Source organism: Streptomyces sp. NPDC058985 (assembly GCF_042740985.1).
In the GTDB taxonomy this organism is placed as follows: domain Bacteria; phylum Actinomycetota; class Actinomycetes; order Streptomycetales; family Streptomycetaceae; genus Streptomyces.
This window is the reverse complement of the sequence record NZ_JBHYJX010000069.1, coordinates 1-23,948: the sequence shown is the minus strand read 5'-3', so window position 1 is coordinate 23,948 and position 23,948 is coordinate 1. Positions and strand designations below refer to the sequence as shown.

At 72.8% G+C, this 23,948-nt stretch carries 23 protein-coding genes; 10 read left to right on the top strand and 13 right to left on the bottom strand.

The window, feature by feature from the left end; all coding sequences use genetic code 11:
- Positions 1–37 precede the first annotated feature (37 nt).
- The 7 genes from moeZ to ACFW01_RS36095 all read right to left on the bottom strand — a co-directional run bounded on the left by moeZ (position 38) and on the right by ACFW01_RS36095 (position 8,977).
- Positions 38–1,216, bottom strand: coding sequence for an adenylyltransferase/sulfurtransferase MoeZ (gene moeZ, locus ACFW01_RS36125; RefSeq protein ID WP_161331531.1), 1,179 nt, complete (start codon positions 1,214–1,216; stop codon positions 38–40).
- A gap of 63 nt (positions 1,217–1,279) precedes the next feature.
- Positions 1,280–2,029, bottom strand: a complete 750-nt coding sequence (locus ACFW01_RS36120; protein ID WP_234954834.1) for a spherulation-specific family 4 protein — start codon at positions 2,027–2,029, stop codon at positions 1,280–1,282.
- Positions 2,017–3,075, bottom strand: a complete 1,059-nt coding sequence (locus ACFW01_RS36115) for an NAD-dependent epimerase/dehydratase family protein (protein ID WP_234954836.1) — start codon at positions 3,073–3,075, stop codon at positions 2,017–2,019. Before ACFW01_RS36115 ends, ACFW01_RS36120 begins: the two co-directional genes overlap by 13 nt.
- 100 nt (positions 3,076–3,175) lie before the next feature.
- Entirely contained in the window at positions 3,176–4,444 is a 1,269-nt protein-coding gene (locus ACFW01_RS36110) for a hypothetical protein (RefSeq protein ID WP_384510781.1), read from the bottom strand.
- Positions 4,441–6,159, bottom strand: coding sequence for a DUF3492 domain-containing protein (locus tag ACFW01_RS36105; RefSeq protein WP_384510778.1), 1,719 nt, complete (start codon positions 6,157–6,159; stop codon positions 4,441–4,443). Before ACFW01_RS36105 ends, ACFW01_RS36110 begins: the two co-directional genes overlap by 4 nt.
- A 212-nt stretch (positions 6,160–6,371) precedes the next feature.
- Positions 6,372–7,934 (bottom strand): DUF3152 domain-containing protein, encoded by a 1,563-nt coding sequence (locus ACFW01_RS36100; protein WP_384510775.1) that lies wholly within the window; start codon positions 7,932–7,934, stop codon positions 6,372–6,374.
- Between the two features lie 8 nt (positions 7,935–7,942).
- A complete protein-coding gene (locus ACFW01_RS36095; RefSeq protein WP_234954841.1) occupies positions 7,943–8,977 on the bottom strand; it encodes an alpha/beta fold hydrolase in 1,035 nt (344 codons plus the stop codon).
- A 238-nt stretch (positions 8,978–9,215) separates the two neighbouring features.
- On the opposite strand from ACFW01_RS36095, the gene ACFW01_RS36090 reads away from it, so the two are divergent.
- The 4 genes from ACFW01_RS36090 to ACFW01_RS36075 all read left to right on the top strand — a co-directional run bounded on the left by ACFW01_RS36090 (position 9,216) and on the right by ACFW01_RS36075 (position 11,132).
- Positions 9,216–9,437: a hypothetical protein gene (locus tag ACFW01_RS36090; protein WP_234954842.1), complete on the top strand. Its 222-nt coding sequence runs from the start codon at positions 9,216–9,218 to the stop codon at positions 9,435–9,437.
- A 178-nt stretch (positions 9,438–9,615) separates the two neighbouring features.
- Positions 9,616–10,257: a TetR/AcrR family transcriptional regulator gene (locus ACFW01_RS36085; RefSeq protein WP_055418932.1), complete on the top strand. Its 642-nt coding sequence runs from the start codon at positions 9,616–9,618 to the stop codon at positions 10,255–10,257.
- 169 nt (positions 10,258–10,426) lie between these two features.
- Complete coding sequence (locus ACFW01_RS36080) at positions 10,427–10,654, top strand: DUF3107 domain-containing protein (protein WP_125492221.1); 228 nt, start codon at positions 10,427–10,429, stop codon at positions 10,652–10,654.
- 208 nt (positions 10,655–10,862) lie between these two features.
- Positions 10,863–11,132, top strand: coding sequence for a hypothetical protein (locus tag ACFW01_RS36075; RefSeq protein ID WP_384510770.1), 270 nt, complete (start codon positions 10,863–10,865; stop codon positions 11,130–11,132).
- 41 nt (positions 11,133–11,173) lie between these two features.
- Here the strand turns inward: ACFW01_RS36075 and ACFW01_RS36070 are convergent, their stop codons facing one another.
- The gene (locus ACFW01_RS36070; RefSeq protein ID WP_234954844.1) at positions 11,174–11,947 is read right to left on the bottom strand and encodes a ferritin-like domain-containing protein; all 774 of its coding nucleotides are present in this window, start codon (positions 11,945–11,947) and stop codon (positions 11,174–11,176) included.
- 489 nt (positions 11,948–12,436) lie between these two features.
- On the opposite strand from ACFW01_RS36070, the gene ACFW01_RS36065 reads away from it, so the two are divergent.
- Complete coding sequence (locus ACFW01_RS36065) at positions 12,437–14,926, top strand: DEAD/DEAH box helicase (protein ID WP_384510791.1); 2,490 nt, start codon at positions 12,437–12,439, stop codon at positions 14,924–14,926.
- Between the two features lie 96 nt (positions 14,927–15,022).
- Positions 15,023–15,919, top strand: coding sequence for an alpha/beta fold hydrolase (locus ACFW01_RS36060; protein WP_234954845.1), 897 nt, complete (start codon positions 15,023–15,025; stop codon positions 15,917–15,919).
- Here ACFW01_RS36060 and ACFW01_RS36055 read toward each other — a convergent pair.
- Complete coding sequence (locus tag ACFW01_RS36055) at positions 15,916–16,818, bottom strand: NYN domain-containing protein (RefSeq protein ID WP_234955412.1); 903 nt, start codon at positions 16,816–16,818, stop codon at positions 15,916–15,918. The genes ACFW01_RS36060 and ACFW01_RS36055 overlap by 4 nt on opposite strands.
- Positions 16,819–17,054: 236 nt before the next feature.
- Between ACFW01_RS36055 and ACFW01_RS36050 the strand changes: the two genes are divergently transcribed.
- Positions 17,055–17,207: a hypothetical protein gene (locus ACFW01_RS36050; RefSeq protein WP_087807363.1), complete on the top strand. Its 153-nt coding sequence runs from the start codon at positions 17,055–17,057 to the stop codon at positions 17,205–17,207.
- A gap of 87 nt (positions 17,208–17,294) precedes the next feature.
- Here the strand turns inward: ACFW01_RS36050 and ACFW01_RS36045 are convergent, their stop codons facing one another.
- From ACFW01_RS36045 to ACFW01_RS36035, 3 genes are all read right to left on the bottom strand, one after another.
- Entirely contained in the window at positions 17,295–17,900 is a 606-nt protein-coding gene (locus tag ACFW01_RS36045) for a MarC family protein (RefSeq protein WP_122616094.1), read from the bottom strand.
- A gap of 62 nt (positions 17,901–17,962) precedes the next feature.
- On the bottom strand, positions 17,963–18,820 hold the full coding sequence (locus ACFW01_RS36040) for a PHP domain-containing protein (RefSeq protein WP_234954846.1): 858 nt from the start codon (positions 18,818–18,820) through the stop codon (positions 17,963–17,965).
- A 157-nt stretch (positions 18,821–18,977) separates the two neighbouring features.
- Complete coding sequence (locus ACFW01_RS36035; RefSeq protein WP_125492214.1) at positions 18,978–19,619, bottom strand: DUF6758 family protein; 642 nt, start codon at positions 19,617–19,619, stop codon at positions 18,978–18,980.
- Positions 19,620–19,789: 170 nt separating this feature from the next.
- Here ACFW01_RS36035 and ACFW01_RS36030 point away from each other — a divergent pair, with 170 nt between their 5' ends.
- The gene (locus ACFW01_RS36030; RefSeq protein WP_384510764.1) at positions 19,790–21,013 is read left to right on the top strand and encodes an MFS transporter; all 1,224 of its coding nucleotides are present in this window, start codon (positions 19,790–19,792) and stop codon (positions 21,011–21,013) included.
- Positions 21,014–21,043: 30 nt separating this feature from the next.
- Here ACFW01_RS36030 and ACFW01_RS36025 read toward each other — a convergent pair whose 3' ends face one another.
- Positions 21,044–21,640, bottom strand: a complete 597-nt coding sequence (locus ACFW01_RS36025) for a suppressor of fused domain protein (protein ID WP_234954850.1) — start codon at positions 21,638–21,640, stop codon at positions 21,044–21,046.
- 524 nt (positions 21,641–22,164) lie between these two features.
- Between ACFW01_RS36025 and ACFW01_RS36020 the strand changes: the two genes are divergently transcribed.
- Positions 22,165–23,280, top strand: a complete 1,116-nt coding sequence (locus ACFW01_RS36020) for a magnesium and cobalt transport protein CorA (RefSeq protein WP_234954852.1) — start codon at positions 22,165–22,167, stop codon at positions 23,278–23,280.
- Between the two features lie 33 nt (positions 23,281–23,313).
- Positions 23,314–23,823 (top strand): hypothetical protein, encoded by a 510-nt coding sequence (locus tag ACFW01_RS36015; RefSeq protein WP_161331883.1) that lies wholly within the window; start codon positions 23,314–23,316, stop codon positions 23,821–23,823.
- Positions 23,824–23,948: the final 125 nt, after the last annotated feature.

Here is a 23,948-nt window from a genome sequence, read left to right as displayed (position 1 = left end):
TCCGCGGGACGAGCCTCGGCCGGTGGACCGGCTTCGGTCAGTAGACCGGCTTGGCCGGCTCGATCTGGTTGACCCAGCCGATCACTCCGCCGCCGACGTGCACGGCGTCCGAGAAGCCGGCGGACTTCAGGACCGCCAGGACTTCCGCACTGCGGACACCCGTCTTGCAATTCAAGACGATCTTCTTGTCCTGCGGCAGGCTCTCCAGGGCGGAGCCCATGAGGAACTCGTTCTTCGGGATCAGCCTGGCGCCCGGGATGGAGACGATCTCGAACTCGTTCGGCTCGCGGACGTCGATCAGCTCGATGTTCTCACCGTCGTCCATCCACTCCTTGAGCTGCTTGGGAGTGATGGTGGAGTCGGCGGCCGCCGCCTGGGCCTCCTCGGACACGACGCCGCAGAAGGCCTCGTAGTCGATGAGTTCGGTGACGGTCGGGTTCTCGCCGCAGACCGCGCAGTCGGGGTCCTTGCGGACCTTGACCTGGCGGTACTGCATCTCCAGGGCGTCGTAGATCATCAGACGGCCGACCAGCGGCTCGCCGATGCCGGCGAGGAGCTTGATGGCCTCGTTGGTCTGGATGGAGCCGATGGACGCGCACAGCACGCCCAGGACGCCGCCCTCGGCGCAGGAGGGGACCATGCCGGGGGGCGGGGGCTCCGGGTAGAGGCAGCGGTAGCACGGACCGTGCTCGGACCAGAAGACGGACGCCTGGCCGTCGAAGCGGTAGATCGAGCCCCAGACGTAGGGCTTGTTCAACAGCACACAGGCGTCGTTGACCAGGTAGCGGGTCGCGAAGTTGTCCGTACCGTCGACGATCAGGTCGTACTCGCGGAAGATGTCCATCACGTTGTCGGCCTCGAGCCGCTCCTCGTGAAGGATCACGTCCACGTACGGGTTGATGCCCTTGATGGTGTCTCGGGCGGACTCGGCCTTCGAGCGGCCGATGTCGGCCTGGCTGTGGATGACCTGCCGCTGCAGGTTGGACTCGTCGACCTCGTCGAACTCGACGATGCCGAGCGTGCCGACACCGGCTGCCGCCAGGTACATCAGGGTCGGCGAACCGAGGCCGCCCGCGCCCACGGCGAGCACCTTGGCGTTCTTCAGCCGCTTCTGCCCGTCCATCCCCACGTCGGGGATGATCAGGTGGCGGGAGTACCTGCGGACCTCGTCTACGGTGAGCTCGGCGGCCGGCTCGACCAGGGGTGGCAGCGACACGGGGACTCCGTTGGTCGGTCAGTGATTACGGTTGCTCTGCCAGTAACACTGCCATGGCCTTTTTCATTCCGAGACACCCGTCCCGACCCGCGAGACGATTTCGTCCCAGTAGCCGGGCATCGTCTCCCAGGGGTCCACCCGGCCGCCCAGATCCGTGCGATCGGTGAAGTAGATCGTCGCGGCACCCTGCCAGCGGGCGATGCGCAGCGCCGCCTCCAGGTGCCCGCGCGGCACGCCGTGGACGAAGTGGCAGAAGCGCTCGGGCGGATAGTCGGCGCTCCACTCGGACGCCTGCGACCAGCGGTAGTCGGCCCAGGTGCCGGAGAAGGTGACGAGCTGGTCGGCGTTCTCGGCGTAGCCGGGGTAGGGGTGGGTGCCGTGGCCGAGGACGATGTGAGCGTCGTCACGGATCACGCGGAGGGTGCCGACGGTGCGGCGGATCTCGGGGAGGGCGGCCCGTTCGGACGGGCAGCGGTCGAGGAGGAAGCCGTCGACCTGGTACCAGTCGAGATACCGGTGAGCCTCGGAGATCTGATCGCCGAGGCTTCGTGCCCCGTACGCCGCGTCGATGTGGCCGAGGACGCGGACGCCCGCGTTGCGCAGGCGCCCGGCGGCCTCCAGGCAGCGCGGGTCGGGGTGGGCCCCAGGGCCGTCGGCGATGTTGAGGACGACCCAGTGCAGAGGTGTACCGGGGCAGGTGAGGCCGGCCCACTCGTCGGGAGCGACGAGGGGGTGAGCCAGCCCGGGGACGCCGAGGCCGGTGCGTATGCCGGTGCTCGCGGTGCCCGTCCTCGTGCTGGTCAGATACGACACGCCGCCTCCATCCAGATGTCCGCGAGGGACTCTTCGAGACCGATCCGGGGCCGCCAGCCGAGCCGGTCGCGCGCGGTGCGCACATCGGCCTGCTGCCAGCTGCCGCAGCCGTCCGGGTAGGGGTAGGCGACCGGCGCGGCGTGCTCGGTGTCGGCGCGGTCACCGCGGTGCCCGAGGGGTTCCGGACGGTGGTGGCCGAGGGCGTCGGCGCGGTGGTGGCCCAGGGCGTCGACGCGGTGCCCGGGGGATTCGGTGCGGGGATGGCCGATGGTGGGCCGCAGCGCGCCGGGCGGACCGTCGAGTTCGTGCAGGGCGCCGCCGTAGCCGGCCACGCGGGCGAGGGTGGCGGCGGCGTCGCGCAGGCGGACGGCGCGGCCGGAGCCGATGTTGATGACGCCCTGGGCGGCGGAGAGCGAGGCGGCGTGCACGGCGCGGGCCACGTCGCGGACGTCGATGAAGTCGCGCTGGGCACCGAGGCCGCCGAGCCGCAGCTCACCGTCGCCGGACTGCATCGCGCGGCGCATGGCCTCGGCGAGGCGGCCCAGCGGGGAGCCGGCGGGGGTGCCGGGTCCCGCGGGTGAGAAGACGCGGAGGACAACGGCGTCCAGGCCGGAGCCGAGGACCAGCTCGGTCGCCGCGAGTTTGCTCACGCCGTAGGGGCCGCCGGGGCGGGGCACGGCGTCCTCGGCGGTGGAGGAGCCGGGCTGGCTGGGCCCGTACTCCGCGCTGCAGCCGACCTGCACCAGCCGGGCGCCGCACCCGCTGCGGCGCAGGGCCTCGCAGACGGTGGCGACGGCGACGGTGTTGTGCCGGGTGAGTTCGCGGGCGCCGCCCCGGGTGGCGCCCGCGCAGTTGACGACGACGCCGGGGTGGACCGCGTCCAGGAAGCGGGTGAGGGCGCCGGGGCTGCCGGTGGCGAGGTCGAAGCGGACGTCGGCGTCGTCGCCGCGGCCGAGAGCGGTGAGCTGGACGGCCGGGTCGGCGAGGAGACGGTCGGCGACGAAGCGTCCGATGTAGCCGTTGGCTCCGATCAGCAGGACTCTCATCGGGCGGCTCCCGGTGCCGAGGCGTCGGGTCGGGAGGTGGTCATCTGGGGGCTCCTTCAGGGGGTGTTTGCGGACGTGTGGAGGGCTGCCCGGAGCGCGCTCATCCCGGCCGCTCCGTCGCTGCGGCGGCATGGGCGTGGGCGGACGCCCTGGTCAGGCGACGGGACGCGTGCACCAGGAGGGTCAGCGCGCCGATGCCGCAGGCCGCCGTGGGCACACCGGCCGGGCCGCAGACGGCCACCACGGCCTCCACGGGGACGGCCAGGAAGTCGCAGCCGGGGAGGCGGCCGGCGAAGAGCGTGGCCAGGGCGGCTCCCTCGGCGGCGGCCGTGGCGGTGAGGACGAGCGTGGCGGAGTGGGCGTGGCCGTGCACGGTGAGCAGCCGGGCGAGCAGCAGCAGCGCGCCCAGGGCGAGGGCCTGGGGGTGGGCTGCGGGCTCGTCCAGGACCGCGCCGGTCAGCGTGAGCAGGGCCGTCAGAACGCCCATGTACAGGGCGAACGCGCCGAGCAGGAGGGGGCGTACGGAGGCGGAGAAGTCGGCGAGGCCGCGGCTGGACGTCAGTTTGCGCCGGGCGCGCACGGCGAAGAGGTGGGCGCTGACCGCGGCGGGCGCGCAGGACAGCGCGAGCGCCACGACGGGGGCGACGGTGAGCGGCCACGCCCCGTCGGCCGTGCCGTCCGGCAGCGCGTCGGGACCGCCGGCGAGGGCGGTGCGCAGGAGTCCGTCGCCGAGGAGGGCGTAGCCGACCAGCCAGCAGGTCCAGGTACCGGTGGTGCGGGTGGCGGCGCTCAGCGGCCCTCGGCGCAGTGCCGCGCGCAGCGCCAGCGTCACGGTGAGCGCGCCGACGGCGGCCGCGATCAGGCGTGGCCGGCCGTCGGTGAGGCGCAGGCCGGCCACGGCGGCGGCGCACAGGACGCCGGGCAGCAGGGCGAGCACGAGCCAGGCGGCGCCGACCCTCGGGACCGGCGGGTCCGTGGCGCGCGGCGCCGGGTCGTCGTCGCGGGGGACGCGGGCGTACATCTCCTCCGCGAGGGAGAAGACGTCCCGGTGCCGGAAGCGTGCGGCGGTCCGGTCGGTGACGCCGTGCGCCTCCAGGCCGGCCGCGATCTCCAGCGGGTCCACGGCGCGTTCGCACAGCTCGCGGTGGCGGTGCATCAGAGCCTTCACGGGGTCCGCGTTGGACCGGCGGGCGCGGGTGGGCGACTGCCGGTCTCGCGAGGACGCCGTCGCGCCCGCGCCACGGCTCCCGCTCTCGTCCGTCCCACCCTCGTCGCCACCGACGCCCGTCAGGGACCGGCGTGAGCGTTCGTCCCAGGCCCCCGGGCTGCGGGGCGTCTCGGGCCGGTCCAGTTCGCCGAGGCCGCTCATCGGGACGCTCCCTCGGGCGCGGCGGAGACGGGGGTCGTGGCCGCGACGAGTGTGTCCGTCGCCCAGCCGGGGCCGCCGCGGACGGCGATCCGGGCCGCCGGGTCGGCCCACCGGCCCGGGACGTGGGCCTCGGCCGGTACGCCGAACGGCAGGGGTGCGCCCATGTCGTCGAGGAGGACGCGCCGTACCGGTGTGCGCGAGAGGATCTCCAGGTAAATGCCGTGAAATGCCGCGATGTTCTGCTCGACGGTGAACAGCTCCAGTGCGCGGGCGCGCGCGGCGGCTCCGAGGCGCTCGCGGCGCTCGGGGTCGCGCAGCAGGACGACGCACGCCTCGGCGAGCGCCCGCGGATTGCGCGGGGGCACGACGAGTCCGGTGCCGCCGATCGCCTCCACCACCGCGCCAACGTCCGTGGACACGGTCGCGCGACCGCAGAACATCGCCTCGACCAGCCCGGCCGGGAACCCCTCGACGACGCTGGAGAGCACCACCAAGGCGGCGGAGGCGTACGCGTCGGCGCGGGACGGCAGTTCCGGTCCGCCGGTCTCCTCGAAGGAGACCGGGTTGCGGCCGACGGCGTGCGGACCGTCGGCCTCGTCGGGGAAGAGCTGTGCGGCCAGGCCCTTGCAGTGGGCGAGGTAGGCCGCACCCTCGGGCCCGGACGGCGTGCCGACGACCCGCAGGCGCGCCCCGGGCTCGGCCCTGCGGATCTCCGCGAAGGCGTGCAGCAGCGAGACCAGGTCCTTCGCCGGCTCCACGCGGCCGACCCAGACGAGGGTCTGCGGATCGGCGCACTCCGGCGACTCCCCCGCCTCGGCGAAGGGCGCGGCGTCCATGCCCGGGTGGACCGTGCGGAGCTTGGCACGGTCGGCACCGCAGCGTTCCTGCCAGCGGCGGGCGTGCGTGTTGCCGGGTGTGATCACGGCCGCGCGCCGGTAGGTCTCGGCGGCCAGCCGCCCGTGAAACGCGGCCAGCAGGGTCCGTGTCGACGGCGGGGCGTCGGGTTCCGTGAGGTAGTGCGAGCGCAGCCGGACCCCGTACTCGGTCACCAGCAGCGGCACGTCGTGGAAATGGCGGGCGAGCAGACCGGGCAGGGCGGCCGGGCCGCCGGAGGCCGCGTGGCACAGGTCCACGGCGCCGAGACCGTCGTCCTCGTACCAGTCGAGCGACAGGGGGCGCAGGGCGCGTTCGAGGCGCGCGGCGACGGCGAGCAGATCCGGGACGCGCGCCTCGCGTGCGGAGCGGTGGGCGCCGGGAGCGCGACAGGCGCGTTCCAGGGCGCGCACGGCGTCGTCCGACCGGAGCGCGGCGGGCAGCCCGCCCTCGTCGCGGGCGAGTTCGGCGAGGCCGTACAGCGCTCTGGCGAAACGGTCCGCCTCTAGGGCCGACGCCTCCTCGGAGACCGCGGACGGAGCTCCGGGGGCGGCCGTGCACAGGGCCGTGGCGAAGTCGCCGTAGCAGTCGGCGAAGCGCCGGCGCGCGCGCCGTCCGAGCACGATCCCGTCGTCCTCGGCCTCCCACAGCGAGGCGGTGCGCACCCGGCCGACCTGCGGCGGCAGCGGCACCCACCCCTCGGCCTCCTGGTGCTCGCTGCGGCTGAGGGCGTAGACATCGAACTCGTGCCGGGCCAGCCCGCGCACGAGCCGGTCGCACCAGAGTCCGGCCTCACCGCTCACATACGGATAGCCACCCTCCGTAAGCAGTCCGATGCGCACGCGCGCACCCCCGATCTCCCGTCTGGGGAGCCGCCGTTGGCCCGGCGGCTCGCAGCGGGACGAACGTATGCGGACAAGGCGGTGGCGCGATGGACGGTTGTCCGTCGCGCCACCAAAAGGGGTGAACGGTCGTAACTTTCCCGTGCGGGGCGCGTTCCGTCGCGCTAAGAGATCAAGGGGTCACCACGCGTGATGCTTCGGGCCGAGCCCGGTCAGCCCTTCGGGTAGGCCCAGGCGTTGGGGCGGCAGTCGATCCCGTCGTGGTCGACGAACTTGGTCTGCTGCTGCATGACCGGGGCGAGTTCGCCGTCCTTGTCGCAGGTGACGTGGTTGAAGCCGAGGCGGTGGCCGACCTCGTGGTTGATCAGCATCTGGCGGTACGCGAGTATCGCGTCACCGTAGGGCTCCGCGCCCTGCGCCCACCGGTAGGCGTTGATCATCACGCGTTCGGTGGCGGCGGAGTCGCAGGAGACGTTGTCCTCGGTCGTGTCCAGGCCGGACTTGGCGCACCAGTCGGCGGTGGTGCCGGGGCTGGCCAGCGTGATCACGAAGTCGGACTGTCCCGAGTGGATGCGCTCGAAGGTGCGGGCGCCGTCGTGGGCCCAGCTCCGCTCGTCGTTGAGGGTCTTCTGCACGGCCTCCGCGAAGAGGTCACCGTCGAGGCCGAGCCCCTGTTCGACATCCACGCGGTAGGTGTACTTCTGCCCCTTGCCGGGCGCCTTGGCGATGCCGGGGATCGCGTCGAACTTCCCCGACGCCTTGAGTTCGGGGCTGAGCGGGTACCTCTTGCCGAGCTTCTGCTCGTACGTCAGGGGTGCGGCGGCCTCGGGCGCGGAGGGTGTCGGCCGTTCGTCGTCGCGGGACGCCGGGTCGCGGGCGTCGCGGGCCTGGCCGGCGGCCGACTGCGACCGCGTACCGCCGTCTCCGTCCGTCCCGTCGGCGACCTGCCCGGCCACGACCACGGCGAGCACGGTGGTGACGGCGGCCGCCGCGATGCCGGTGAAGGCCCTGCCCTTGCCGCCCTTGGCCGGCGCGGGCTCGCCCGTGGGCGGGGCGTCGTCGCCGCCGTCGTCCACGCCCGGTCCCGCGTCGGCGCCGGGGCGGCCCCCGCCGTCCGCGCTCCAGTCGGTGACGGAGGCGTACGGGTCGGCGGACGGCGCGGGGGCGGGCGTACGGCGCGGAGGGCGGGCGGCGAAGACGTCGTCGTCCTCGGTGAAGGCGTCCAGGTAGTCCTGGCGCGGCCCGCCCTGAGGCGCCTGCCGCTGCCGTGGGAGGGACGGACCCGGCCGGGCGAACCGGTCGGGAGCCGCTGCCCCGCCGTTCAACTCGCCCCAGCCGCCGCCCGCTTCACGCTGCTCGGGGTGACCGCCCCGAACCCGCGGCACCCCCTGCGCGGGAGTGCCGTCGGAGAACCTCGGGACGCCGTGCGCGGGCGTGCCGTCGGGAAAGCGTGGCATCCCGTGGGCGGGCGTGCCGTCGGGGAACCCGGGCACCCCGTGCGCCGGAGTGCCCTCGGCGAACCGCGGGCCCCCGTACGCGGGCGTACCCCCCGGGGCACCCTGCGCGCCCGGGAATCCGCGCGCCGGTCCGCCGCCGCCAGGAAGCGTCGGATAGCCGTGGGCGGGCGTACCGTCCGGGAACCGTGGATCGATGCCTCGCCCCGGACCCGGGTGTCCCTGGGGCCCACTCTGGGGACCGCGGGGTCCGCCCCGTGCCTTGGCGGTGTCCGCGGCGTCGGCCTTCGGGGCGGGTCCACGGCGGCTGTGGCGTCCCACGTCGCGCCTCAGCCTCCTGTGCTCTGGTTGGCGGGTTCGTCGTCCACGATCCCGTCGGTCCGCTCGCCGACCGTCGGCCGCTCGGTGTCCGCGAGGAGTTCGCGGAAGGCCGTGGCCACGGTCTCCGGGTATTCCATCATCGCCACGTGACCCGCGTCCGGCAGGGTCAGCAGCCGGGAGTCACGGAAGGCGCGGACGGCCCGCCGGGCCATGCGGTAGCCCACGAGTTGGTCGCGTCCACCGTAGACCAGGAGGGTCGGTGCGAGAACCCGTTCGGCCTGTCGCCACAGACCGTACTGGCCACCCACCGTGTACGCGTTCACGATCCCGCGGGCGGAACGCGCCATCGCGTCCCAGAAGTACGGCAGCCGCAGCCGCCGCTCCATCTCCTCGACGGCGTTGCGGAAGCCCTCCGGCGACACCTGCCCCGGATCCCCGTAGCAGAGCGCCGTCACCCCGCGGACCCGCTGCTCCGCGGTCCACTCCCGGGTGAGGCGCGAGAAGAGCGTCACCACCCCCGGCAGGGCCAGCAGCCCCGTGGGCACGGCGCTGCGCTGCACGCGGATCTCGGGCAGCGCGGGCGAGATCAGGGTCAGTGTCCGCACCAGGTCGGGCCGGGCCGCGGCGACCTTCGTGGCGACAGCGCCGCCGAGCGAGTTGCCGAAGAGGTGCACCGGGCCGCGCCCGGACGCGTCGATGTGCCGGACGACCGCGCGGGCGTGGCCGGTGATCGAGTAGTCGCCGTCGTCCGGCGGCGGGGAGTCGCCGAAGCCGGGCAGGTCGAGCGCCTCGCTCTCGACGACACCGTCCAGCAGCGGCATCAGCGCCGACCAGTTCTGGGAGGAGCCGCCGAGGCCATGGACGTACAGGGCGGGTGGCAGGCCGTCGCGGAGCGGTCGCCTCGAACGCACCGTCAGCGTCATGCCGGGCAGGTGGACGGACCGGAGCCGCTCGCCGTCGGCGACCTTGACGGATCCGACCTTCGGCAGCACGTTCGCGGGCGGCGCGGTGGGCGGCTCGGAGTACGGCTCGGTCGAAGGCATGCGGCAATGTTACGAGACGATCACGCCGCGACTCGTGTGTCGGCAGTCACAGGCGACGAGGAGCCGGGTACCGGACCGGTGACGGGACGGGCGGACGGACGGGACCGGCGGACGGGACGGGCGGCACCGGACGTGCGCGACGCATGGCGTCCGGATCGGGTGTCTCCTAGGCTCGTGGAGTGGGCACCCGCATGGGGCCCCCGCATCCGCGGGGACGTTCGTACGAAGGGAGCCCATCATGACCGTCGACCCGACCGACCCCGAGACCTTCGACGCCGAGACACCGAACCCCGAGGAAATCGATGTCGAGGCACCCGACGCCGACGCGGCCGAGCAGCACGCGGACCTCGCGCCCGAGCACGACGACCCGCTCACCGGCGCCGACACCGACCGCGCCAACGAGGCCGACCTGGCCGAACAGGCCCGGGTCGTCTCCAGCGACGAGGACGACTACCGCTGAGCCTCGAACGGAAGGAAGGCGCAGTCCTGCCCGGCCTGGCCCCTTTTGAAACCTGTTGTGCGGCTTTCGGCACCGTCCGGTCCGTGAAATTCTGCGCTCGCGGCACACACACCACGGTTACCGAAAAGTACGATGACGACGCGGCGCACACCGCACGAGGACGACTATGGGAGGCGGCGTGACAGCCATCGAGCAGACAGAGGCGGTACGCCCGCGGGGCACACGCCTTCCCCGCCGAGCCCGACGCAACCAGCTGCTGGGCGCCGCACAGGAAGTGTTCGTGGCCCAGGGCTACCACGCGGCCGCGATGGACGACATCGCCGAGCGGGCCGGCGTCAGCAAGCCCGTGCTCTACCAGCACTTCCCGGGCAAGCTCGACCTCTACCTCGCCCTGCTGGACCAGCACTGCGAGGCGCTGATCCAGTCCGTGCGGAGCGCGCTCGCCTCGACGACCGACAACAAGCAGCGCGTCCGGGCGACGATGGACGCGTACTTCGCGTACGTCGAGGACGACGGCGGCGCCTTCCGCCTGGTCTTCGAGTCGGACCTGACCAACGAGCCCGCCGTGCGCGAGCGCGTCGACAAGGTCACGAACGAGTGCGCCGAGGCGATCTGCGACGTGATCGCCGAGGACACCGGCCTCTCGCGCGCCGAGTCGATGCTGCTGGCCTCCGGTCTCGGCGGCCTCGCCCAGGTGGTGGCCCGCTCCTGGCTGCACAGTGACCGCAGCGTGCCCCGCGACCAGGCGGTGCAGCTGCTGACCTCGCTGGCCTGGCGGGGCATCGCCGGCTTCCCGCTGCACGGCACCGAGCAGCACTGACAGCGGCACGGACGGTCGCGGCACGAGGGGCGCGCGGCAGGTCTGTTCCCACCCGCTGTTCGCTCCTGGCGTTCTCCGGCGCACCGTGTACGTCCCCTCACCGGGCTAATGTGTGCTGGGTACGGCGCGGAAGATCGCGCACTTCACTGACCGTCGGAGGGACATAGCCGTGGAGGTCAAGATCGGCGTGCAGCACGCGCCCCGCGAGATCGTTCTGGAGAGCGGTCAGAGTGCCGAGGAAGTCGAGAGTGTGGTGGCCGAGGCACTGGCCGGCAAGTCGCAGCTGCTGAGCCTCGTGGACGAACACGGCCGCAAGGTCCTGGTGCCGGCCGACCGGCTCGCCTACGTCGAGATCGGCGAGCCGTCCCCGCGCAAGGTGGGCTTCGGCGCGCTGTAGCCCGAAAGCGGGACGACGGACGAAGTCGCGGGAGGGGCCCGGCGGTGCGTGTCACCGCCGGGCCCCTCCCGTTTCCGCGGAGTCGACGGAGTCTTCCGTTCACGGCGGGAGCACAGTTCACCCACAGGGGGAGGGTTGTATTCCGCAGGTCAGGGGTAAGACGGCTGTGACCGTTCGGGCAGGCCGGCCGTGTGGGAGGGACCCCGACATGCTCTTGGAAGCGCTCAGCGCCGCGATCCTCGGACTCGCCCTGGCATGGGCGGCCGCCCATCGCCTGCCGCACCGCCTCCCGGCCCGGGTCCTGGTCCTGCCGACGGGCATCGCCGGAGCCCTCTTCGGGGCGTTCGTCACGCACACCGCGCTGGGCGCCGGCGCACTGCTGCTGGTGCTCCTGGGTTCGGCCGCGCTCTCCGCGGCCTCGCTGTCGCTGCTGCTGCGCCCCGCGGGAAGACTCCACCGCAGCTCGGCGACCGCCTGACCGGCCGCCGAGGCTCCGGGGCGGGCCCGAGCCGGCAGCGGTCAGGCCGCGAGGCCCAGCGCCGCCATCCGCTTGGTGTGCGCCTCGGTGATCCGGGAGAACATCCGGCCGACCTCGGCCAGGTCGAAGCCGTCCGCGACACCACCCACGAGCATGGTCGACAGCGCGTCCCGGTCGGCCACCACCCGCTGGGACTGCGAGAGGGCCTCGCCCATCAGCCGCCGCGCCCACAGCGCGAGCCGCCCGCCCACGCGCGGGTCGGCGTCGATCGCCGCACGGACCTTCTCCACGGCGAAACCGGCGTGCCCGGTGTCGTCGAGCACGGCCAGCACCAGCTCACGGGTGTCCGCGTCGAGGCGGGCCGCGACCTCGCGGTAGAAGTCACTGGCGATGGAGTCGCCGACGTAGGCCTTGACGAGTCCCTCCAGCCAGTCCGAGGGGTCCGTCTGCTTGTGGAAGCCGTCGTAGGCGGCCACGAACGGCTCCATCGCCGCGGTCGGCTCCTCGCCGATCTCCGCGAGCCGGCCGCGCAGCCGCTCGAAGTGGTGGAACTCCGCAGACGCCATCTTCGCCAGCTCCGCCTTGTCCGCCAGCGTGGGCGCCAGCTTGGCATCCTCCGCCAGCCGCTCGAACGCCGCCAGCTCGCCGTACGCGAGCGCGCCGAGCAGGTCCACGACGGCGGCGCGGTACTGCGGGTCGGCCGCGGCCGACGCCCAGTCCCGGGCGGCCACTGAGGTGGGGCCGGTGGCTTCGGCTGCTCCGTTGGTTTCGGCGGGGGCGTCTGCGGCGGTGCCAGGCTTGTCAGAGCTCGTCATGCAGCGCACAATAGCCCGCTCTTCGACAGGGGTAAGGCCCTGGTCAGTCAGTGTGACGACGACTACGTGACCAATTCGGCCATCGCATGTGCGCGAATCCGGGGTATGGTGGTAATGCGCCTGCCGAGTATGTGACGTACGGGTACGTGACATCGTCGTCGGGCCGCACGCATGAGGATGCCCGGTCGGTGGCCCGATCGGCTCCGACCCGACAGCCCTCCCTGCCGTACGCCACACTGCGTACGGAATCCGGAGGGGGACCCTCAGTGGTACGAGCGCTGGAGCGTCGACAGAGGTCCCGTGTCCTACGGCTCACCCGTACGGGCAGCCGACGTCCCCGACACGATCACGACCCGCGCGCTCGCCTCGCACCACGTACACAGAAGAGGCAGCACCCTGACTACGACGTTCCGATCCCTCGGGATCCTCCCCGAGACCGCCGAAGCCCTCGAAGCCGTCGGCATCATCAACCCCTTCCCCATCCAGGAGATGACGCTCCCCGTGGCCCTGTCGGGCACGGACGTCATCGGCCAGGCCAAGACCGGCACCGGCAAGACGCTGGGCTTCGGCCTTCCGCTCCTCGAGCGCGTCACCGTCCCCGCGGACATCGAGGCGGGCCGCGCCGCGCCCGAGGCCCTGACCGACGCCCCGCAGGCCCTCGTCGTCGTCCCGACGCGCGAGCTGTGCCAGCAGGTCACCAACGACCTCCTGACCGCCGGCAAGGTCCGCAACGTGCGCGTCACCGCGATCTACGGCGGCCGGGCCTACGAGCCGCAGGTCGAGGCCCTGAAGAAGGGCGTCGACGTGATCGTCGGCACCCCGGGCCGCCTGCTGGACCTCGCGGGCCAGAAGAAGCTCAGCCTGAAGCACGTCAAGTGCCTGGTCCTCGACGAGGCCGACGAGATGCTCGACCTGGGCTTCCTGCCCGACGTCGAGAAGATCATCAACATGCTGCCGACGCGGCGCCAGACCATGCTGTTCTCGGCGACCATGCCGGGTGCGGTCATCGGACTCGCCCGCCGCTACATGTCGCAGCCCACGCACATCCGCGCCACCTCGCCGGACGACGCGGGCGCGACGGTCGCGAACACGAAGCAGTTCATCTACCGCGCGCACAACATGGACAAGCCCGAGATGGTGGCGCGCATACTGCAGGCCGACGGCCGGGGACTGGCCATGGTCTTCTGCCGCACCAAGCGCACGGCGGCCGACCTGGCCGACCAGCTCAAGCAGCGCGGCTTCGCCTCCGGCGCGGTCCACGGCGACCTCGGCCAGGGCGCCCGCGAGCAGGCCCTGCGCGCCTTCCGCAACGGCAAGGTGGACGTGCTCGTCTGCACCGACGTCGCCGCCCGCGGCATCGACGTCGAGGGCGTGACGCACGTCGTCAACTACCAGTCGCCGGAAGAGGAGAAGACGTACCTGCACCGCATCGGCCGCACCGGCCGCGCGGGCGCCAAGGGTACGGCGATCACGCTGGTCGACTGGGACGACATCCCCCGCTGGCAGCTGATCAACAAGGCGCTGGACCTGGGCTTCAACGACCCGCCGGAGACGTACTCCACCTCCCCGCACCTGTACACCGACCTCGGTATCCCCGAGGGCACCAAGGGTGTGCTGCCGCGCTCGGAGCGCACCCGCGCCGGGCTCGACGCCGAGGTGCTGGAGGACCTGGGCGAGCCGGGCGGCCGCGGTGGCCGTACCCGAGGTGGCCGTGGCGGCCGGGACGAGTCCCGCCCCGCCGAGCGCGAGCGTTCCTCCCGTGAGACTCCGCGTCGCCGCCGCCGGATGCGCGGCGGAGCTCCGGTGGACGCGGACACCTCCGCGAGCGCCGCGCCCGAGGCCGTGACCGGCGGTGCCGGCGGCGCCACGGGCACGGACGAGGCCGGTGCGCCCCGCACGCTGCGCCGCCGCCGGCGTACGCGTGGCGGTGAGCCGTCGCGCCGTCCGGTGCAGGCCACCACGGCCGACACCCCGGTCGCGCGGGCCTCCGAGGACAGCGCCGTCGCGGTCTCCGAGGCGACCGACGTGGCTCAGGCCGCGGAGGTCGTGGAGACCCCGGCCAAGCCGCGCCGCCGCCGCACCCGCAAGTCGGCCGAGGCGCCGGCCGCTCCGGTGGAGACCACGCCCGCGACCGAGCCCACGGCCACTACCACGGCGGTCGTCGAGGCCCCGGCCGTCGAGGCACCCGTGGAGACCAAGCCGCGCCGCACCCGCAAGACGGCCGCCCCGAAGGCGGAAGCCGTCACCAAGGCGGAAGCGGTCGCCACCAAGGCCGAGGCCGCCGCCGACACGGCCGAGGGCACGGAGACCAAGCCGCGCCGCCGCACCCGCAAGGCCGCCACCGCCGAGCCCGTCGGGGCGACCGAGGCCACCCAGGCCCCGGAGTCCGCCGAGGCCAAGCCGCGCCGCACCCGCAAGACGGCCGCCGCCAAGGCCGAGGCCGCCGCCGACACCGCCGAGGGCACCGAGGCCAAGCCCCGCCGCCGCACCCGCAAGGCCACCCAGGCCGCGGAGCCGGCCGAGTCCGCCGAGGCCGCCGCCGGTATCCCGGCACAGACGGCGCCGGAGACGGAAGCGGTCGAGGCCAAGCCCCGCCGCACGCGGAAGACGGCCGCCGCCAAGGCCGAGGCCGTCGCCGACACCGCCGAGGGCACGGAGACCAAGCCGCGCCGCCGCACCCGCAAGGCCGCCACCGCGGAGCCCGTGGTGGCCGCCGAGGAAGCGGCCGAGGCCAAGCCGCGTCGCACCCGGAAGACGGCCGCCGCCAAGGCCGAGGCCGCCGCCGACACCGCCGAGGGCACCGAGACCAAGCCCCGCCGCCGCACCCGCAAGGCCACCCAGGCCGCGGAGCCGGCCGAGGCCGCCGCCGGTATCCCGGCACAGGCCGTCGAGGCGCCGGACGAGGCGAAGCCGAAGGCGCGCCGCACCCGTAAGGCGGCCGCGGCCGCCACGCAGCCCGCGGAGTCCGGCGAGAGCTGATCCGCACCGCGCACCCGGGCGTCGGCCCGGTCCCGCAACCCAGGCGGGGCCGGGCCGACGGCGTTCCCGCGCGCCACCGACCGATAACCTCTGCCCGTGAGCAGGAACGCCGCCTTCAGTCCACCGCCGGGCGCCCGCGCGTACCGGATGTCCACCGCGCGCGGTGAGTTCGCCGTCGTCGACTCGCCCGCGGCCGACGGGGTGGCGGCGCGGGGAACCGTCCTGATGCTGCCTGGGTTCACCGGCAGCAAGGAGGACTTCACGCTGCTGCACGCACCGCTGGGGGCGCGCGGGTACCGTACGGTCGCCGTCGACGGGCGGGGGCAGTACGAGTCGGACGGCCCCGAGGACGACGAGGCCGCCTACGCACGCCCCGAGCTGGCCCGGGACGTGCTCGCGCAGGTCGCCGCCCTCGGGACGCGCGTCCATCTCGTCGGGCACTCCCTCGGCGGCCAGATCGCGCGGGCCGCCGTCCTGCTCGACCACGCCCCGTTCGTCTCCCTCACGCTGGTCTCCTCGGGTCCGGCGCGGATCTCCGAGTCCCAGCGGCTGCGCGTGAAGCTGCTGCGGGACGCGCTGGACACCATGACGATGGCCGAGGTCTGGCAGGTGATGCAGGCCATGGGGCCGCCCGAGGAGGTCGGCGCCCCGGCCCCCGCCCACGGCCCGGAGGACCCGGTGCGGCTGCGCGAGCGCTGGCTGGGCACCAGGCCCGCGCAACTGCGCGCCACGGGGCGGCAGTTGTGCACGGAGCCGGACCGGGTCGCCGAGCTGGCCGCGCTGGCCCTGCCGTACCACGTGCTGTCCGGCGCCTACGACGACACCTGGCCCGTTCCCCTCCTGGACGAGATGGCCGTACGCCTGGATGCACGCCGGACCGTGATCGCCGGCGCCGAGCACTCCCCCAACACCGACCAGCCCCTGCCGACCGCCCGCGCGCTCGCCGACTTCTGGGACGGCGTCCCCCGGCACTCCGGGGAGGCCGGACCCTAGTACTGCGCCCGCAGGTGCTCCCAGAAGCCGTCCCGCAGGGCCCGTCGCAGATCGGCCTGGCCGCGCAGCGAGTACTGGAGCAGGCCCTCGGCCTCCACCAGCAGGTCCTGGTCGACCGAGCCGGGGAGGTAGGGGTGGCCGGGGAGGAGTTCCAGCAGGGTGTCGCGGCCGCGGGCGGCCAGCCACTTCGCCGCGATCTGCGCGCCCACGAAGCGGACGTCCTCGCGGGCCGGCCGGGTGCCCGCCGCGTCGAAGGCATGGGCCGCGCGCCGGGAGACGTACGGCTTGAAGAACTCCAGGTCGAAGGTGCGCTGGCTGTCGACCTCCCAGAGCAGCGGGTCGGCCTGGTTGCGGCCGTCGGGGGCCTCGATGCCCCACAGGTGGACGCGGGCGCCGTACCCCTGCGCCGCCTCGACCGCGGAGACCAGGTCCTCGTCGCCGCCGAGCAGCGCCGCGTCGCTGATGGCGCGGTACCGGGCGAGGGACTCCAGGTCCGAGCGGATGAGTGAGTCGACGCCCTTCTGCTGGTTGTTGGCGTTGAGGTTGCCCAGGCGCACCTTGACGTCCGGCAGTTCGGCGATGGACTGCTGCTCGGCGGTGTGGATGCGGCGGCGGGCGCCGTCGTACCAGTAGACGCGGAGCAGGCGGCTGTCCGCGAAGATGGTGCGCGCCCTGTCGATGAGCGCCTCGATCAGCCCTTCGGCGTCCAGGTCGAAGGCCCGGCGGTCCTCGGTCCCGGTCACCAGCCGCCCCGCCGCCGCGTACAGGTATCCGGCGTCGACGAAGATCGCGTGGGTCGAGGGTGTCTTCGCCACCTCGGCGAGCATGCGCAGCAGCAGCTCGTTGGTGCGGTCGATACGAGCGTTCAGGGACGCGAGGTCGGCGTTCATCGCCTCCATTGTCCCGGCGGTCACGCTACGAACACAACTGGTCCCGGTCAGTCTTGTAACGGACACTTATCGCACTGCAACAAGCCGCTTACCTGTCAGTAATTAGTCGTTCGAAAAATTTCCTTAGCGTAGGGAATGTTTGCATCGGGCATCCCGTTGAACTCCTACGGAAGCCCGGGCACCGACGACCCAGGAGCCACACCAGTAGTTCTCCTCAGGAGGATGACCAGATCAAGGGAGAGGCCATGCGCTTTGAAGTCATGCGACTCGACGACGTCGACGGGACCCCCGTCGACACGACCGTCGTGGACGCCGCCTCCGTAAACCGGATCGTCCAGCAGGCCGCCGCCATCGGACAGCGCCTGTGGATCCGCCCCGCCGAACCCTCGGCCTTGTAGCGCGGACCCTTCACACACACGCACGGGCCCCCGTACGGAACGCCGTACGGGGGCCCGTGCGTGTCGGGTGCGCGTCCGGCACCGCGCTCAGGCGCCCTGGATCACCTGCGTGACACCGTTGATGATCTGCTGGACCGCGATCGCGGAGAGCATCATGCCCGCGAGCCGGGTCACCAGGACCACACCGCCGTCCTTGATGACGCGGATGATCAGCAGCGAGTACCGCATCACCAGCCACAGCACCACATGGATGGCGAGGATCGCCGCCCACACCGAGACCTGGCCGGTCACCCCGTCCGCCTTCTGCACGGCGAGGATGACCGACACGATCGCCCCGGGCCCGGCGAGCAGCGGCATGCCCAGCGGCACCAGCGCCACGTTGACGTCCTTGGTCTGCTTCGGCTCGTCCGTCTTGCCGGTGAGCAGGTCGAGGGCGATCAGCAGGAGCAGCAGCCCGCCCGCGATCATCAGGGCGGGCACGGACACGTGCAGATAGTCCAGGATCTGGTGCCCGAGCAGACCGAACACGGTGATCACGCCACCGGCGACGCAGACCGCCTGGAGGGCCATCCGCCGCTGCACCTTGGCAGGGCGCCCGGAGGTCAGCGCGAGGAAGATCGGGGTGATCCCCGGGGGATCCATGATGACGAAGAGGGTCAGGAAGAGGGAGCCGAAGACGGCGAGGTCGAACATGGGTGAGCCACTGGCCTTGCGAGAGAGGACGGGAGAGGGGAAGGTCGCGCGGGAGGTGAGGCTCAGGCCCCGCCGGCCCCCGGCACGGGGAACGCCCCGAACGCCCGTCGTGTGATCTCCCCGTACACCTCGGGGTCGGTCGTGTACTGGCCGAGCACGCAGGTCTTCCGGCTGCCGTGGTAGTCGCTGGAGCCGGTCGTCAGGAGCCCCAGCTCCTTCGCGACCCCGCGCAGCCGTGCCCGGGTGTCCGCGTCGTGGTCCATGTGATCGACCTCGATGCCGTCGAGCCCGGCGGCGGCCAGGTCGGCGATCGCGGTCTCCGGCACGGTGCGGCCCCGCTTGACGGCGGCCGGGTGGGCGAAGACGGCGACCCCGCCGGCGCCCTTGATCAGCCGGAGTGCCTCGAAGGGGTCCGTCTCGTGCTTCTCGACGAAGGCCCGGCCGCCGTCGGCCAGCCAGTCCGCCGTGAAGGCGTCGCTCACCGTCGGCACCACGCCGAGTTCCACCAGCGCGGTGGCCACGTGCGGCCGCCCGACCGAGCCGTCGCCGGCGATGCGGGCGACCTGCTCCCAGGTGACGGGCACGCCCAGGCCGTTGAGCTTCGCGACCATGCCACGGGCCCGCGGCACGCGGTCGTCGCGGACCAGCTCGCGCTCGGCGAGCAGGGCGGGCTCCTCGGGGTCGAAGAGGTAGGCCAGCATGTGCATGCTGACGCCGTCGAGCCGGCAGGAGAGCTCGGCCCCGGTGACCAGGGTCAGCCCCTCGGGCAGCGCGGCGAGGGCCTCGGCGTGGCCGCGGGTGGTGTCGTGGTCGGTCAGCGCGACGACGTCGAGGCCGGCCGTGGCGGCTTTGCGCACCAGCTGGGCCGGGGTGTCCGTGCCGTCGGACGCGGTGGAGTGGGTGTGCAGATCGATGCGCACGACGCTGACTCCAAACGGTGACGGGACGGAAGGGGACGCTCGAAGACAAGAAGCTCAGAGACAAAAAGGGGACGCTCAAGGATAACCGGTGCCGCACCCACCCCTGTCACACCCGCTGCAGCCCTGCGCCCCCTACAACCCGCCCGTCCCAAGACGCCTACGGCTGGATCAGCCGAGGCGACAGGGCCCCGCACGGCACCAGGTCGATCTCGGCACCCGCGTCCCGCAGGTCGGTCAGCACCAGCTCCTCGTACATCAGCAGCCCCGACCGCTCGGGCCAGACGACGGCCCACAGCCACATGCCCAGGGCCTCCCCGGCGAAGACCGCGCGGTCGACGGGTCCGCCCGAGACGTGCCAGAGGGGGGTCGGGCGGCCGGCGGCCAGGACCTTGGCCTGGGGCGGCTTCTCCACGTTCATGTACGGGCCCGGGTCGGGGGCGTCGAGGCCGGCGTAGCGCGCGCCCAGACCGACACCGAGTTCCTCGGCGATCAGGATCAGCTCGCCGATGCCGCCGAGCGGTCCCGGTCCGGAACAGGCCACCGCGGTCGCGCGGCCCCCGGTGCGGTCGTCGCCCGCGCAGGCCACCCCGGTGAACAGCCAGCCGACCGGCAGCGGCCAGGGCATCCAGACCGGCACCTGGGTGCGGTGCACCACGACACCGAGCGCCTCGACGCTGGGCGGGAGCACGGGCTGGAGCGGATGCACGGTGCCGTGCAGGTCGCACTGCCAGGAATCGGCGAAGAGACCGGGAGCCCTGACCCGGCCACCACACTTCGGGCAACTGGGTTCGCCCCTCATACAGCCCCACGGTCCTACCCTCACTCCCCCACGTCAAGGACGATCACCCATCCGGAGGGAAGCCTGCGCCCCGGGCCTACACCCCCGCGATTAGGTGTACGTTGCATTAGTTAGCGTAGCTAACTTAGTATATGTAAACACCAACCATCTCGTCGCATTGGAGCACTGGCATGGACCCCTTCGACGCGGGTGCGGGCGGCATCCTGCGACAGCCCAAGGCGGTGTGGGCGACGGCCGGCGCGTCCGTCGTGGCCTTCATGGGCATCGGGCTCGTCGACCCGATCCTGCCGTCCATCGCGAAGGGCCTGGACGCGAGCGCCGGCCAGGTCTCCCTGCTGTTCACCTCGTACTTCCTCATCACCGCGCTCGCGATGCTGGTCACCGGCTTCGTCTCCAGCCGCATCGGCGGACGCAAGACCCTGCTGCTCGGCCTGGCCTTCGTCGTGGTCTTCGCGGGCCTCGCGGGCACCTCCGACACGGTCGGCCAGCTCGTCGGCTACCGGGCCGGCTGGGGTCTGGGCAACGCGCTGTTCGTCTCGACCGCCCTCGCCGTGATCGTCGGCGCCGCGGCCGGGGGCAGCGCGGCGGCGATCCTGCTCTACGAGTCCGCGCTCGGCCTCGGGATGGCGTGCGGCCCGCTGCTCGGCGCACTGCTCGGCGACGCCAGCTGGCGCTACCCGTTCTTCGGCACGGCCTTCCTGATGGCGATCGGCTTCCTGTGCATCACCGTGTTCCTCAAGGAACAGCCGAAGCCGGCCCGCAAGACGTCCCTGCTCGACCCGATCAGGGCGCTCGGCCACGGCGGCCTCGCCTCCGCGGCGGCCTCGGCCTTCTTCTACAACTACACGTTCTTCACGGTGCTGGCCTTCACGCCGTTCGTGCTGAACATGACCCCGTACAAGTCCGGCGCGGTGTTCTTCGCCTGGGGTGTGCTGCTCGCCGTCTTCTCGGTCCTCGTGGCGCCCCGCATGCAGAAGCGGTTCGGCTCGCTGAAGGTGCTCGGCGGCTCGCTGGTGCTGCTCGCGGCCGACGTCCTGGTCCTCGGCTACGGCAACCACAGCGCCGCGATCGCCTGCACGATCCTGTCCGGGGCGTTCATCGGCGTGAACAACACCGTCTACACCGAGCTGGCCCTCGGGGTGTCGGACGCGCCGCGGCCGGTGGCGAGCGCCGGGTACAACTTCGTGCGCTGGTTCGCGGCGGCGGCCGCGCCCTACTTCGCGCCGAAGATCGAGGAGTGGACCGACATCCACATCCCGTTCGTGGTGGCGGCCGTCACCGCCGTACTGGGCGCGGTCGTCGTCCTCGTACGGCGCCGGGCGCTCACCCACGAGGCGGAGGAACTGCAGACCGGGCACGCCACCGAGGACAGCGTCACCGTCTTCGCCAACTGAGGAGCGGGGAGGCTCACTTGGTGAGTTCCGTCACTCCAGTGGGACGGACCTGCGGGACGGATCGCGCAGGTCCGTCCCGTGCGTCAGCCAGCGCTCCTGGAGGGCCTGCGCGCCGTGCACGCGCTTCCAGGCCGCCTCGTTCGGCGTCATCGGCAGCAGCGGCAGGAACCGTACGGGGTCCAGCGGGGCGTCCAGCTCCAGGTCCTCGACCAGGCCGCCCGGCTCGGCGACCAGAACCGAGGTGAACGGCGCCCCCGGCCACAGCGCCTCCCCCACGTCCAGCGAGGCGCCCGGCGCCACGATCACGCCCTCGACCTGCGGGGAGGCCGCCAGCACGGCGAGCGGCCGCAGCACCTTGCCGGTGTCGGCCACACCGGCCCGGACGGAGAGCACCAGCTCGGCGCGGGGCCCCTTGACCGGGTCGGCGAGCGGGGCCGTCGGATCCGCCATGGGCTGCGCCGACATGCCGAGGGTGGCGTAGCGGACGATGTCGCCCTCCGGGCCCTCGGCGGGGAAGCGCAGCACCTCGATGCGGTCGGTGCCGAGGAAGGTGACCGCCGCGCGTGCGTCCGGTTCGCCCAGCGCGCTGCGCAACCGGGCCTCCACCAGAGGAAGAACATCAGCCATGCGGCGAGCATAGAACTCGTCGAGAACCGGCAAAGCGGCGCCTTGACACCTTGGGCGACTGGTACTCTGGGCCAGCGGTTCGGGGCAGCGCTCAGCGCATCGCGATCAAGCACCCGACGCTATGAAGACTCCCCTACGGGGAACCCCTCCAAACAAGGGGTATGGATCGTCCCTCACGAGGGACCGGCCGGAGGAGGTGGGCGGCATGGACCGAAGTCGACCGTGCAGTACCACCCGCTCTTCCGGCCACTGACGCAGCTGTTCCGGTTCCTGCCGCTGCCGCTTTCCGTCCGCGCGCCCTTCACGCGGAAGAGCACTTCGTCTCGTAGTGCCTGACCCGGTCCATCGACGCCCCTCGCGTCGATCCGTGTCAGCAGCTGAATCAGCAGCGAAGCCGGCCACCGCGACGGTGCGGTGCCCCCCGCTTTGTGGACGCGCCGAGCACGCGTAACCAGGACGTCCCCATTCCGGGCGGTTCCACCCGTCTCCGGCCCCGTTCGCTGCCCGTCGCGAAGGAGCCTGCCATGTCGATGATCCGTGACCTGCGCGCCGCGGTCCGCCCGTCCCGCGTCTCTCTGCGCAAGGACAACGGCGCCTACGACACCACCCGCGACCCGGGCAACCCGTCCGCCGTCGTCGACTGCGCCATCTACCGCGACGGTGCCCGCGTCGAGACGGACACGCCGCTGACGCCGCACACGGCGATGCGCCAGGTGCGCCGCGACGGCGGCTTCGTGTGGATCGGTCTGCACGAGCCCACCGAGGACGAGTTCGCCGGTATCGCCCGGGAGTTCGGGCTGCACCCGCTGGCCGTGGAGGACGCCGTCCAGGCCCACCAGCGGCCCAAGCTGGAGCGGTACGACGACTCCCTGTTCACGGTCTTCAAGACCATCCACTACGTCGACCACGACGAGCTGACCGCCAGCAGCGAGGTCGTCGAGACCGGCGAGGTCATGTGCTTCACCGGGCGGGACTTCTTCATCACCGTCCGGCACGGCGGAAAGGGCTCGCTGCGCGCGCTGCGGCACAGGCTCCAGGAGGACCCCGAGCTGCTGCTCAAGGGCCCCTCGGCGGTGCTGCACGCCATCGCCGACCACGTCGTGGACGGCTACATCGCGGTCGCCGACGCGGTGCAGGACGACATCGACGAGGTCGAGACGGAGGTGTTCTCGCCGGGCCGCAAGGGCAGCCCGCGCGGCACGGACGCCGGCCGGATCTACCAACTCAAGCGCGAGGTGCTGGAGTTCAAGCGTGCGGTGGCGCCGCTGCTGCGCCCCATGCTGCTGCTGAGCGAGCGGCCGATGCGGCTGATCGACCCGGAGATCCAGAAGTACTTCCGGGACGTCGCCGACCACGTGGCCCGGGTGCAGGAACAGGTCGTGGGCTTCGACGAGCTGCTGAACTCGATCCTCCAGGCCAACCTCGCCCAGGCGTCCGTCGCGCAGAACGAGGACATGCGCAAGATCACCTCGTGGGCGGCGATCATCGCCGTACCGACGATGGTGTGCGGGGTGTACGGGATGAACTTCGACTACATGCCGGAGACTCACTGGAAGTTCGGGTATCCGCTGGTCCTGTCCGTCACCGTCGTCCTCTGCCTGGGCATCCACCGCACGCTCAAGCGCAACGGCTGGCTCTGAGAGGGGCCCACGGGCGCTGGATAGGCTGACCGCATGACACGCGAGCTGCTCGACCAGGCCCTCGTCGAGGAGGCCACGAAGAAGTCCGGCCTCATCTGGGCCAAGGGCCCCGGGGTGCCCGCCCGGGCGCTGTGGCACGTCTGGCACGAGGGCGCGGCCTGCGTCGTCGGCGACGGGCCCGGCGAGCAGCCGCTGCCGGGGCTGACGGACGGGGCCGCGGCCGAGGTGACGGTGCGCAGCAAGGACAAGGGCGGCCGGCTGGTCACCTGGGCGGCCCGGGTCGTGGAGCTGCCGTCCGGTTCCGAGGCGTGGCAGGCCGCGGTCGCCGACCTCAAGGGCAAACGCCTCAACGCCCCCGACGGCGAGGCGATGACCGACCGCTGGGCCCGCGAGTGCCGGGTGCTCCGGCTGGAACCGACCGGGACCACGGCCCCGCTGCCCGACGGCGCGCTGTCCGAGCCGCCCCTGCCGACCTCGGCGACGACCCGGAACCCGGCACCGGCCGGACTCCCCCGCCTGCTGCTGAAGCGGCGCCGCCGGTAGGGGCGGGCAGCTTCCACGGCCTCTCGGGCCCTAGGTCGTGTCCGCAAAGTCCTGCCGTCCGCCCGGAGGGCGGGCCCCGCGGCGTCCGGTGCGTGCTCTGGGGGTCCCCCCGGCCGGAGGCTGGG